The sequence below is a fragment of the Litoribacter populi genome (assembly GCF_007483685.1).
Classification (GTDB): domain Bacteria; phylum Bacteroidota; class Bacteroidia; order Cytophagales; family Cyclobacteriaceae; genus Litoribacter; species Litoribacter populi.
The window spans coordinates 3,168,481-3,180,919 of the sequence record NZ_VMKN01000001.1; the positions used below are offsets into that span (position 1 = coordinate 3,168,481).

14 protein-coding genes are annotated in these 12,439 nt (G+C 42.7%); 11 read left to right on the top strand and 3 right to left on the bottom strand.

Going from position 1 to position 12,439, the window contains the following annotated elements; genetic code table 11:
* Positions 1–41 precede the first annotated feature (41 nt).
* Together FPL27_RS20060 and FPL27_RS13755 are read left to right on the top strand one after the other, a co-directional pair.
* Positions 42–419, top strand: coding sequence for a hypothetical protein (locus tag FPL27_RS20060; protein ID WP_235893440.1), 378 nt, complete (start codon positions 42–44; stop codon positions 417–419).
* A 118-nt stretch (positions 420–537) separates the two neighbouring features.
* Entirely contained in the window at positions 538–1,818 is a 1,281-nt protein-coding gene (locus FPL27_RS13755) for a hypothetical protein (RefSeq protein WP_143961638.1), read from the top strand.
* 113 nt (positions 1,819–1,931) lie between these two features.
* Here FPL27_RS13755 and FPL27_RS13760 read toward each other — a convergent pair whose 3' ends face one another.
* Both FPL27_RS13760 and FPL27_RS13765 read right to left on the bottom strand, forming a co-directional pair.
* Positions 1,932–2,135 (bottom strand): hypothetical protein, encoded by a 204-nt coding sequence (locus FPL27_RS13760; protein WP_143961639.1) that lies wholly within the window; start codon positions 2,133–2,135, stop codon positions 1,932–1,934.
* Between the two features lie 87 nt (positions 2,136–2,222).
* A complete protein-coding gene (locus tag FPL27_RS13765) occupies positions 2,223–2,732 on the bottom strand; it encodes a DUF4920 domain-containing protein (protein WP_143961640.1) in 510 nt (169 codons plus the stop codon).
* A 214-nt stretch (positions 2,733–2,946) separates the two neighbouring features.
* On the opposite strand from FPL27_RS13765, the gene serA reads away from it, so the two are divergent.
* From serA to xseB, 7 genes are all read left to right on the top strand, one after another.
* Positions 2,947–4,839 carry a phosphoglycerate dehydrogenase gene (gene serA, locus FPL27_RS13770; RefSeq protein WP_143961641.1) on the top strand — a complete coding sequence of 631 codons (1,893 nt, stop codon included), beginning with the start codon at positions 2,947–2,949 and terminating at the stop codon, positions 4,837–4,839.
* A 663-nt stretch (positions 4,840–5,502) separates the two neighbouring features.
* Positions 5,503–6,426 carry a universal stress protein gene (locus FPL27_RS13775; RefSeq protein WP_143961642.1) on the top strand — a complete coding sequence of 308 codons (924 nt, stop codon included), beginning with the start codon at positions 5,503–5,505 and terminating at the stop codon, positions 6,424–6,426.
* 82 nt (positions 6,427–6,508) lie between these two features.
* Positions 6,509–7,057 (top strand): RNA polymerase sigma factor, encoded by a 549-nt coding sequence (locus tag FPL27_RS13780; RefSeq protein ID WP_143962171.1) that lies wholly within the window; start codon positions 6,509–6,511, stop codon positions 7,055–7,057.
* A 35-nt stretch (positions 7,058–7,092) separates the two neighbouring features.
* Positions 7,093–7,467: a hypothetical protein gene (locus tag FPL27_RS13785; protein ID WP_143961643.1), complete on the top strand. Its 375-nt coding sequence runs from the start codon at positions 7,093–7,095 to the stop codon at positions 7,465–7,467.
* A gap of 21 nt (positions 7,468–7,488) precedes the next feature.
* On the top strand, positions 7,489–7,938 hold the full coding sequence (locus tag FPL27_RS13790) for a Spy/CpxP family protein refolding chaperone (RefSeq protein WP_143961644.1): 450 nt from the start codon (positions 7,489–7,491) through the stop codon (positions 7,936–7,938).
* A gap of 119 nt (positions 7,939–8,057) precedes the next feature.
* Positions 8,058–9,374, top strand: coding sequence for an exodeoxyribonuclease VII large subunit (gene xseA / locus FPL27_RS13795; protein ID WP_143961645.1), 1,317 nt, complete (start codon positions 8,058–8,060; stop codon positions 9,372–9,374).
* Positions 9,364–9,561, top strand: coding sequence for an exodeoxyribonuclease VII small subunit (xseB, locus tag FPL27_RS13800; protein WP_143961646.1), 198 nt, complete (start codon positions 9,364–9,366; stop codon positions 9,559–9,561). Before xseA ends, xseB begins: the two co-directional genes overlap by 11 nt.
* Positions 9,562–9,620: 59 nt before the next feature.
* Here xseB and FPL27_RS13805 read toward each other — a convergent pair whose 3' ends face one another.
* Positions 9,621–10,136 carry a gamma carbonic anhydrase family protein gene (locus FPL27_RS13805; protein WP_143961647.1) on the bottom strand — a complete coding sequence of 172 codons (516 nt, stop codon included), beginning with the start codon at positions 10,134–10,136 and terminating at the stop codon, positions 9,621–9,623.
* 262 nt (positions 10,137–10,398) lie between these two features.
* On the opposite strand from FPL27_RS13805, the gene FPL27_RS13810 reads away from it, so the two are divergent.
* The gene (locus FPL27_RS13810) at positions 10,399–11,118 is read left to right on the top strand and encodes a YceI family protein (RefSeq protein ID WP_143961648.1); all 720 of its coding nucleotides are present in this window, start codon (positions 10,399–10,401) and stop codon (positions 11,116–11,118) included.
* Between the two features lie 71 nt (positions 11,119–11,189).
* Positions 11,190–12,422: an aminodeoxychorismate synthase component I gene (gene pabB / locus FPL27_RS13815; RefSeq protein WP_143961649.1), complete on the top strand. Its 1,233-nt coding sequence runs from the start codon at positions 11,190–11,192 to the stop codon at positions 12,420–12,422.
* Positions 12,423–12,439: the final 17 nt, after the last annotated feature.

Consider the following 12,439-nt stretch of genomic DNA (forward strand, 5'->3'; position numbering starts at 1 on the left):
CATGGTTATTCGAATTGGGAACAAATGGTTAATTTTGTGGAATGATTAGAAAATTTAAATCGGGCATCTGGAATAAAGTGCTGACCTTTATCTTATTGGTCAACTTTGTCAACTTGTCCGCTAATTTCTATCATGCTTCGGAAATGGATTCCAACCTGCTCCAGTATCAGGATCCCATCGATTCCTTGGCAGAGCTTGTTCTTGAATATGTTTTGGAAATGGATGATGAAACCATTCCCGACACCGAAGTACCCCACGAAAAAAGAAAGATTGCCGATATTAAACTGCTGTATTCTGCAGAAAAGATATCATTCGACCAGTTTCTGCCCAACGAAAAAATCGTTTATAAAGGACATTACGAGAACTTTTACGAAGACTGGGCTTTTGACATTAACTCACCTCCCCCCAAGCGGGCTTAATTTTTCATTTATTTCTATCCACTATTCTTAAAATTTGAAGCGGTAATGCTACGGCTTCTATTTTATATCATTTCACCTATGGCTTCTGCTGTAGGCAATTATTTCCTATAAAATGAAAATGAAGAGTATCGCACTTAGCATATTGCTAGGGCTTATGGCTATCAGTGCATTTGCCCAAGAAGGCAGGGAAACGAGAAAAGTAATCGACACCCTGACCTACGAAACGCAATCAGGTCTACCCATTGCAGCCTCAAAGATTTATTTTACCGATTCTAAATTTACCATTTCCGGATATGGAGAGTCCAATTTCATCAACTATTTGGGACCGAAAAACACCCAAAGTGAAGACTTGGAACTATACATGACCAACATGCAGCGCTTTGTGGCCTATGCTGCGTACAAGCCTAAGAAATGGTTGGTCCTATATGCCGAAATCTTTGCCGAATACATGATGGATGGAGGAAGCGAGAGAAAGTTTGAGTTTATGCCTGAGATCTTCGCCGACTTCCTTATCAGTCCAAAATTCAACTTACGGTTGGGCACCCATCAGGCTACGATCGGTTATCTCAACAATAGCGATGAACCTGTCATGTTCTATACAGTAAACAGACCTGAAGTGGAAAGGATAATCATACCTTCCACCTGGATTGATTTGGGTATCATGACTTATGGCCGAATCAACAATGACCTTAAGTGGTCCGCTTCCATTTATCAGGGTTTGGACCCTACCCTGCTCAATGGAGCCACCTGGATCAGAAGAGGCCGGGATGAGGCATTGAGATTTAACTTCAACGGCTACACCTTTAACCCAGGTTTAAAGTACACGGGTTTGAGGGATACGGAACTGGCGGTAAATGGGATATTTGCCAGCATGAGCCAAGACGGGGTCAAGTCCAACACGCATATCCTGAGTTCTTATGTGAGACATAATTATAGAAACTGGTCCTTTATGGCCTTGGGAGCCATAGGAGGATCAGATAACACTCAAGGGATTTTTGAACTTACCCAAGCTTATTCCCTTGACAATACCGGTCAAGTTTTAGGCAGGAATGTGTATGGCTATTATACCGAAGTGGGTTATGATATACTACCATTACTAGGAGTGAATACCAGTAAATCAAGGGATAAAAATTCGTTTTTGATTAAACCAAGCGAACTGAAACTTCCTATTTTCGTGCGCTACGAGCGACTGGACACCCATGCTCAGATCAGCCCTGAACTGATGGACCAACCTTTCTTCCAAAGTGACCTTACCGCCATTACGATTGGGGCTAATTTCAATCCAAGGAGAAATGTGGTGATGAAGACGAATTATCAATTCCGAAATAACCGCAGTGCTTTAGCGGATGGGGTATTTGAGGGTGATAGGTTTGAGTTTGGATTAGGGTTTATTTTTTAGATGACCGATGCCGGATGTCGGATGACGGATGTCGGAAGACCGAAGACGGGGGACGGAAGACGGAAGACCGAAGACGGAAAAGACCACGGAGGTAAGTTTCCGTGGTCTTTTTTTCACCTGACTTCGTCTAGGTCGTAATCTTTGCCTTTGCCCCAACGGAGCAGCTCCTCAAGTTCGTAGTACTCTAAAGTATCCAAGTCTTTGACCTTGAAGTTTTCGCCGCTCAACCTGGCCATGACTTCCAAATTGCGGATTTCGCCCATATTGATGAAGCGATACACCCTCCCTACTCTCAAGTTATCCAGTGCCAACGGCATAAGTTCTCCTTTAATAAATTCTCAATTTTTAAAATCCCTGTCACAGAAATAACCTAACAGCTACATCAAAAAAAGGTTTGCTCAAAATCAGCTGGACACAGCGCTTTTGAGTAGTACCCCGTCCGCCTCAAAGGTAAATTCTTCTTTGGAGCTCTGGATTTCTTCAATCTCTTCGGCAGATTTACCGGCATCCTCGGCATAATGCCTTAATGTCTCCTTGCTGGTAGTGGTCTTGGTAGCTCTTCCTTCTAATATGGCCATATAGCCTTTAGAGTTGGTCGGCACAAAGAAACCATAATCTTTAAAAGTGACCCGCATCAGTTCTCCGTTTGGAAGCTCAATGCTCAGCCAGCATCCTTTTGATTTGCAGACTTCTTTTATTTCCCCCACGACTTTGCCTTCGAAGCTGCCGTTTTCATTAAGGGCCGCATACATGGTCTGCACGTTGGAGATGTTTTCATCTGCTACTGTTTCTCCATAATTGCCGAGAACCGAGTCAGCTTCCGTAACTGTGGCATCGGTCTTGACGCCACTACCTGAGTCACAGGCAGAAAGGAGCAAACCGCTTGCTAGACAGAAAGTAATGATTTTGTTCATAGTCTGTGTTTTCGTGTAAGGTACAAATTTAGGAATAAAGGTGGATTGGCAAAATGGGGGGGGGGATGACGGATGTGGGATGACGGATGACGGATGTGAGATGTGGGATGACGGATGACGGATGACGGATGAGGAAGTAAAATTGGCAAACTGCTTATGTTTTTATTGAATAATACTTAAATTCACGTAATAATTTTTAACAATTCCACAACAAATGCCGAATAACAAGAAGTTTATCATAGATTTTGACAGCACCTTTACCCAGGTGGAGGCGCTGGATATTTTGGGAGAGATAAGTTTGGAAAACCACCCAGAACGCACCAATCGACTTGAAAAAATCAAGGAAATTACTGACTTGGGTATGGAGGGGCAACTTACCCTCCGGGAAAGTATAGAGCAGAGAATAGCTATATTGGAGGCTAACAAAAGTCAAATAGAGGAGTTGGTGAAGGCTTTGAAGAAAAAGGTCAGCAAGTCTTTTGACCGAAACCAGGAGTTTTTCGCCGAAAATGCTGAGGACATCTATATCATCTCAAATGGGTTCAAGGATTTCATTGTCCCGGTGGTAAAAAGTTTTGGCCTAAAGGAGGAGAATGTTTTTGCCAACGAGTTTGTCTATGATGAAAAGGGCAATATTGTTGATTTTGACAGGGAAAATATTCTTTCTCAAAATAATGGCAAGGCTACCACCATTAAGAATTTGGATCTGACCGGTGATATTTTTGTGATCGGTGACGGGTACACTGATTACGAAATCAAGGCTGCTGGGTTGGCCAACAGATTCTATGCTTTTACCGAAAACGTGGACCGTCCTTCGGTGACGGCCAAGGCTGATCATATTGCCCCGAGTTTGGATGAAATCCTCTATGTGAACAAGATGAACAAAAAATACAGCTATCCGAAAAGCCGCATAAATGTCCTTCTTTTGGAAAATGTGCACCCTGTGGGCATTGAGATGCTGCAGCATGAAGGTTATAATGTGGAAACTTACACTTCGGCCATGAGTGAGGAAGAATTGGCGGAAAAAATCCAGAATGTTTCTATCCTGGGGATACGTTCCAAGACTAATGTCACGAAAAAAGTATTGGAGAATGCCAATAGGTTGATGGCTGTGGGAGCTTTTTGTATAGGTACAAACCAGATTGACCTGGAGACTTGTCAGGAAAAAGGTATTGCAGTATTCAATGCCCCATTTAGCAATACCCGCTCGGTGGTGGAACTGGCAATTGCTGAGATTATATTTTTGATGCGGAATATCAGTGACAAGTCAAGGCTGATGCATCAAGGCAAGTGGGATAAGTCTGCCAGCGGAAGCTTTGAGATAAGAGGCAAAAAACTGGGTATCGTGGGGTATGGAAACATCGGTGCGCAACTTTCGGTGCTTGCTGAAAATCTGGGACTGGATGTGTACTATTTTGATGTGATCGAAAAGCTTTCACTAAGCAATGCCACCAAGCTCAATAGCTTGGAAGAGTTACTGAAAATTTCTGATATCGTCACGCTTCATGTGGATGGGCGTGCAGAAAACCAACATCTGATGGGAGAAAAGGAATTTGAACAGATGAAAGATGGGGCGGTGTTTTTGAACCTGAGCAGAGGACATGTGGTAGATGTACCTGCTTTGAAAAAAGCTGTAGAAAGGGGGAAGATTGCTGGAACCGCGGTGGATGTATTTCCCCAGGAGCCTAAAAACAATGAGGAACCATTCGAGTCTGAGCTGATGGGACTTCCCAACACCATACTTACCCCGCATATTGGCGGAAGCACTTTGGAAGCCCAGCAGAATATCGCCCGATTTGTGCCTAACAAGATGATCGAATACATCAACACTGGGAATACATACAACAGTGTGAATTTCCCTAATATACAGTTGCCGTTTTTGCAGGATGCGCATAGGCTCATTCATATCCATCAGAATGCACCTGGCGTATTGGCCCAGATTAATCAGGTTTTAGCTAGCTATGAGATCAACATTGTGGGACAGTACCTAAAGACTAATGAGAAAATAGGATATGTGATTACGGATATTAATAAGAAGTATTCGAATGAGGTGATTGATGCGTTGAAGAAAATCGAAGGAACGATTAGATTCAGAGTTCTTTATTAAATGAAGTTTGTCCGATGTGGTTTAGAGGTTTAGTGTTCCGATGCGCATAATTTCATACGATGCGCTCGGAACTGTTTAAAGGTTTAGCTGGGGCGTTTAGTGCAATTTCTAACCCTCTAACCTTTTGGATTCGCGTAGCGCCAATCCAGAAATAAACTTCTAAACTATAAGGAAAAATAGAGTTCGGGCCTTAGAGTGTTACAAACCTCTTTTATAGACAAGATTTGAGCTGCCAGGATTTCGCAACCTTCCACTGTTATCCTGCTTCCGAAGAAACGAGGCCCTCCCGATTACTCGGGAGGATGAGGCCTGGTTTTGAAAAAAGGCTTCACCCGGTATTTTGTTAAATTGTGAAGTTTGAACATGTCGGCGACCCGAACTCATTACAAATATACGAATTTTGGATAGCCTTTGTTTACTGCCCTGGCCAAATCTATTTTCGGAAGATGGATTCAGACCTGCTTATATTTTACTTCAAGGCTGATGAGTAAATTATATACAGGCAATTTTTAAATACTTGAAACATAATTACAATATCTTCCTTGGTTAATTTTTTTTGTTAATTTTCCATAACTTGATTTGAGTAAGAAAGAATATGTCGGTGAAAAGCCTAGGGTTATAAATAGATGTTTATTTTTGCATTCCAATCCCATTTTATAGGAAATGTATCAGATTAAAAAATTGATTGTTTGCCTTGATCAGACCGCCTTAGATGAGACCCTGGTCAAATTTGCCTCATTTGTAGCCTCGATCAACCGTACCGAAAAGGTTTATTTTATCAATGTCATCCGTAATCTCAACATTCCTAAAGAGGTGTTGAAGGAATTCCCCAACCTAATTGACAACATGGTGTCGGAGCGAAAGACCCAGATGAAGGATGTGGTAGACGAGAATTTTGATCATAACCTTCCAGCTGACATTTCCTTAGTGGTGAAGGAGGGACAACTTTCCAAAAAAATATTGAAGCTTGCCCATGAGAAGTCTGCGGACATGATTATTGTGGGTAGAAAGGTCAACCTGCCCGGTACGAGCGTGGTAACGCAGAGGCTTGCAAGAAGAGCGAGTTGCTCGTTGTTGATTGTGCCAGAAGGCAGCGTGCCTAATGCAAATAGAATCCTGGTGCCAAGTGATTTTTCGGATTACTCCAAAGACGCCATGGAAGAAGCCATACTGATAGCTGAAAAGAATGGAGGTGATGTGGAGATTTTTTGTCAGAACGTGTTTACGGTTCCTTCCGGCTATCATTTCACGGGGAAAAGTTATCAGGAATTTACCGACATTATGCAAAATCATGCAGAGGTGAATTATAAAAAGTTTATCCGCAAAATAGACACAAAGGGCATCAACATTACGCCGCTATATACAAAGGACGAGGATGAGGACCCAGTGGAGGATATTTTACAGAAGGCACTTGAGCTCCAGGTGGACGGAATAATTATCGGAGCGAAAGGCCGAACGGCAGCAACTGCGCTATTTATCGGAAGCCTTGCCGAAAGGCTTATACAGCTTAACGACAAGTTACCCCTCATGGTCACTCGGCCGAAGGGAAAGAATGCTGGACTGTTGGATTACATTCTTGAAATCTAAAAACCTTAACCTAACGACAGCTTCCGTTAGTTTTTTTTTAATCATTTTAAACCCTATCCTCTTTCTATTGTCTAAGGATTCAATGATTGCGACCACAGATCAAGAGCTTTTTGCGTTAATTCAGAATCCTTTTACCAAAGAAAGAGGTTACCGTATACTTATAGAAACCTATCAGAGAAGGGTTTATGGTATAATTAGGAAAATGGTAATCATCCATGAAGATGCCGATGATCTGACCCAGAACACCTTCATCAAGGCGTTTAAAAATCTGGATAAATTTCAGGGGAACTCCACCTTGTTCACTTGGCTTTACAGAATTGCCACCAATGAAAGCTTGAATTTTCTGGAAAAAAAGAAAAAGCGCTTCTTCTTTTCAATTGAGGACCATCACCAGGTTATGAACACCTATTTGGAAACCTCAGCGGAGATTTCGGGAAGTGAAATAGAGAAGAAACTGCAAAAGGCATTGCTGACCCTACCTGAAAAACAAAGGCTTGTCTTCAACCTCAAATACTTTGAGGATATGAGCTACGAGGAAATGTCGCAGGTTACAGAGACTTCTGTGGGTGCCTTGAAAGCCAGTTACCATCATGCTGTGAAAAAAATTGAACAAGATTTGACCACCGAATAAACCTTTGACACCGACCCTTGTCTAACAAATTGACTATGAAAAATTTTCCAAAAAATAACATCTTTAAGACACCCGAGGGATACTTCGATCGGTTGCCTGACGAGATTTTGGCCCAGAGGGGGCAAAAGGGAAAACAGGTTTTCCTTAAAACCCTGGTGGGAGTTGCCGCAGCCTTAATAATTGGACTGGCGGTAGTTTTCAACCTCTGGCAGACCGACGAGCCTACCTACACGGCGTCTGCGGAAATGGATGAAGAAATTGAGTTGCTTATCAACAGCGACTTTTGGCAGGCTGAGGACATTCTTCTCCTTAGCGACAACCCTGATGATATACTTGATAATCTGATAGCCATGGAATGGGAAAACTATGACCTTTACGATGATGTAGATGGCGACGATTGGTGGTACTAAATTGACTGAAATCAAACAACGATGAAAAGAATATTGATTATAGTAATGCTTATTGCAAGCACAGGAAGTGTATGGGCTCAACGTCCCCAAAGAGGTTATGACAAGGAGAAATTGGAAGCCGCGCGGGTAGCTTTCGTGACTAACCGAATTAACCTCACTCCTTCTCAGGCAGAAAAATTCTGGCCTCTCTACAACCAGCATATGGAGGAGCGTTCGGGGTATATGAGAGAAATGTCAGGCATCAATAGGCAGGCTGGAGAAGATATTTCTGATAGTCAGGCCGAAAAGCTTTTGGAACAAAGATTTCAGATTCAGGAAAAAATGATGCAAAGTGAGAAAACATTCACCAAAAAAATTACCGAGGTGATTTCCCCCGTTCAAGCTTTGCAGCTAAGTAATGTCAACAGAGACTTTACAAGGCAGCTTTACCGGATGCAACGAGAAGACAGAAGATCTCGGCACAGTAATTGATTTAAACAATATATTATATAGAAAAAATATTGGTTTAACGAGATTAAAAGGAGTTGCTTTAGCAGCTCCTTTTTTGCGTTTGTGGCCATAACTTTACTTGACATTTGTTAATTTGCATCATGCAAAACCCGATGACGCTTTTTGAGCTAAACCAGCTAGTAAAACAGACTATTGACAGAAATCTGGCTCCCGCCTATTGGGTGGTGGCCGAAATCAGTGATTTCAAGGAAGGCGCCCGAGGGCATGCCTATCTGGACTTGGTTGAAAAAACGGGAAACCAAGTTACAGCTAAGATGAGGGCCAATATCTGGGCATTTACCTATCGAGGTTTGGCCGCAAGGTTTAGGGATCTTACTGGCCAAGGCCTTCAGAATGGTATGAAGGTCCTAGCACAAGTGACGGTGCAGTTTCACGAACTTTATGGACTCAGTCTCAATATCCGCGACATTGACCCCAACTTCACCATTGGAGAGAGAGCCAAAAGGAAGCAGGAAATAATTGAGAAGCTTGCCAAATCCGGTCTATTGGATACCAATAAGCAATTCCCTTTACCATCGGTACCCCAAAAAGTGGCTATTATCAGTTCGGCTACCGCTGCAGGCTATGGGGATTTTATACAGCAGGTCGACAACAACCGGCATGGATACAAGCTTCATTATAAATTGTTTCCTGCTACCATGCAAGGACATGATGCTCCGGACTCCATAATTGCCGCCTTGCAAAACATACAAGAGGAACAGGAAAACCAGCAGTTTCAACTGGTTATATTGATCCGAGGTGGTGGTGCACAGATTGACATGGACTGTTTTGATGATTATGAGTTGGCCAAGGCAATTGCCCAAATGAGGATTCCTGTGGTGACAGGCATAGGCCATGAGCGGGATGAATGCATTGCTGACTTGGTAGCCCACACCAAGGTAAAGACCCCAACGGCTGTGGCTGAGTTTATCCTTTCCGGATTTCAGGAATTTGAGGAGACATTGAACTATAACCTTAAAAAGATCGAACGGGCGGCCAACTTCTACCTAACCAAGGAACAGCAAACTTTGCGGGACAGGGAGCATATCCTTATCAATCTTTTCAAAAACAAGTTGCAGGCTGCCAATCAGTATTTGGATTCTGCGGCCCGGCATATCAGCACCCAATGTTTGGGTAGGGTTCAGTATAACAATCGGGAGATAGATAATCTATCCGGAAGGCTTCAGCGCCAGGCGAAAATCTTGCTGCAGCAGGAAGGCACAAAACTGGAGGGCTTAGAAAAAGACTTGAACAGGCTAGATCCGGTGTTTTTCATGAAGCGGGGCTATACCCGGACCGAAAAAGAAGGGAAATCCATAGAGCAATCAGAGTTGCAAAAAGGTGATCAAATCACAACTTATACTTTAACCAACAAAATAGAAAGTACTATCACAAATATTGAAGAACATGGAAAATAGCATCAGTTACGACCAGGCACTGGCCCGAATAGAGGAAATCGTCCAGTCATTGGAGCAGGACAATAAAGGCATAGACGAGTTGTCAGCGATGGTCAAAGAGGCCAGCGGCTTGATCAAAAGCTGCAAGTCCAGACTCAAGATGACTGAAGAGGATATCTTGAAGGCTTTTGAGGAGAAAGAGGGGTGATTATTAATAAAACCTGCCAGGTTTAATCAAAAAGGTCGAGAAAACCTGGCAGGATTAGCTTATTCATCTTTAAACCACTGAGCGTACATTGGATAGTTATTGGAAGTTCTTTCAATTACCTCCTTCATGTTGTCACCGGTGTCTTTGACTTTTTTGGCTGGCATGCCGGCGTAAATGCTATTAGCTTCCACCACGGTATTGGCAAGCACTACTGCTCCGGCGGCAATGACGGCTCCACTGTGGACCACTGCCCCATCCATCACGATTGCTCCCATTCCTATTAATACATTGTCATGAATTGTGCAGCCGTGGACTATAGCGTTGTGGGCTATAGACACCCTGCTGCCAATGTAAGTACCAGCCTTTTGATAGGTGCAGTGGATCACTGCTCCGTCTTGTATATTCGTATAATCACCGATTCGGATTTCATGGACGTCGCCTCTGACTACGGCGTTGAACCAGACGGTACAGTTTTCTCCCATAATGACATCTCCCACTACGGTAGCATTTTCAGCCAGCCAGCAATCTTTTCCGAATTGGGGAGCATGTCCCCTTACACTTCTGATTAATGCCATATTTTGTTATAATTATCCGCTATGATGCTAGGAAAGACCGAAGACCGAAGACCGAAGACACGGAAGACCGAAACTACGGCCAATCTAGCTTTAGATCAAGAATCCGCCAATTTTACATGTATACCAGTGCTATTACGGACGTTTTATTTTTATTTTGGGTAAATCTACTTTTTTTATATTATTTCTGGAACTTTACCATAGCATTTTGAATTTACATGTATATACATTAATTTTACCCGTACATAAAATCAAACATTCTATTATGAGAGTTTTAAAAATGACAGGATTGGCTTTGGCCACCGGATTGATGCTCGCTTCTTGCGACCAGGGAAACACTGTAGAGACCAGAGATGCCCAGGATGTGGCCAATGGTGAAGGTGTAGCTTACACAGTAAACACTGAGGCTAGCCAAGTGACCTGGACGGGTTACAAGCCTGCAGGAAAGCATTATGGAACTATCGCCATCAAGGATGGTGAATTGAATGTGGACGGCAACAATATCACTGGTGGCCGTTTTGTGATGGATCTTACCGCCCTCGAAATCGAAGATTTGAAAGGTGATGAGGAAAACTACCAAAAGCTGTACGGACACCTTCAGTCTGCAGACTTTTTCGATGCTGAGAACCACCCTGAGGCGGTATTTGAAGTGACAGAAGTAGAGCCATTTACTTCAGCTTCTGACATTGAAGATCAGGATGAATTTGAAACAGACAACACCCCGAAGTCAAGTTCAGAGCAAGCTGTTGATAATCCTACTCACTGGATTTCTGGCAACTTGACTATGAGAGGAAATACCAAAAACATCAAATTCCCAGCTAGAGTTAACGTCAATGATGGCGCAGTATCTGCAGTAGCGGGTTTCAATATTGACAGAACTCAGTGGAAAGTTGCCTATGGTGACGAGAGCTCTGTTGGTAACAAAGCAAAAGACACGTTCATTTACAACACTGTGAACGTTGGGTTTGAGTTGAATGCCAATTAATTAGACACATACCAATTTAGAAAGGGAGGCTGAAAGGCTTCCCTTTCTTTTTTTAGTAGTATTTTTACAGGATGGTCAAACTTGTTAAATCCGATTATGACACAAAGGACTTTGTAAAAATCCTTGATTGGGCATGTACTAAATATCCTTTTTCAGCTTATTTTACTTCCAACGATATTCCTTATCCGCATGGGGGTTTCAAGCAGGTATTATTTGCAGGAACCACCACCATCCCTTTTGAAGAAATCAAAGACAATGAAGACCTAGTGGGAATTTTATCCTATGACCTAAAGAACAGATTTGAAAAGCTGCAAAGCCATAACCCTACCATCCTCTCTCACCCCGAAAGCCTTTTTTTCCGTCCGGAATTAAAAATTGAGTTTGATAAAGAATCACTCACGATCCATGGCGAGGACCCTGAGAATGTCTGGGAGCAAATCCTTGAGAAAGTTTACAAGCCAAAAAAGAACAAGATCTCCTCTCTTACTGCTCTTACTTCAAAACAGAAGTATCTTGAAAGTGTGGAGCATATCAAAAGGCACATTATAGAAGGTGACATTTACGAAATGAATTATTGCATGGCATTTCAAGCGGAAGTCAGCAGCCTCTCCCCTATTGATTTATTTCGAAAGCTAAGTACCAAATCCCCTATGCCATTTGCTGCCTTCTTCAAGGCCAACAACCAGTACCTAATATGTGCTTCGCCTGAAAGATTTATTAAAAAAACGGGAAGCAAATTAATTGCCCAACCAATTAAGGGGACTGCCAAGCGTGGAAAGGATGAAGTAGAGGATCAAAGTTTAAAGACGGCCCTGCTAAATTCAGAAAAGGAGCGGGCTGAGAATTTGATGATCGTAGACTTGATGCGCAATGACCTGAGCAGGGTTTCCCAAACCGGGTCGGTGAAAGTTGAAGAGCTTTTCGGGATCTACACGTTCAAAAATCTCCATCAAATGATCAGCACGGTAGCTTCAGAAGTAAATGATGGGGTTTCTTTTCATGAAATTATTTCCAAAACCTTTCCCATGGGCAGTATGACGGGAGCCCCAAAGATCAAATGCATGGAGCTTATAGAGCAATATGAGGATTTTAGAAGAGGCTGGTATTCTGGAAGTCTGGGGTATATGGAGAAAAATGGAGATTTCGATTTCAATGTCATCATTAGAAGTATTTTTTATGATGAAAAGATTGGTCAGTTGTACTTTGCAGTTGGTAGTGCGATCACTTTCGATGCAGAGCCTGAAGCTGAATATCAGGAATGTCTTTTAAAGGCGAAAGCCATAATTCAAATACTAGAGGGGTAGAAAAAACCCCAGCTCAG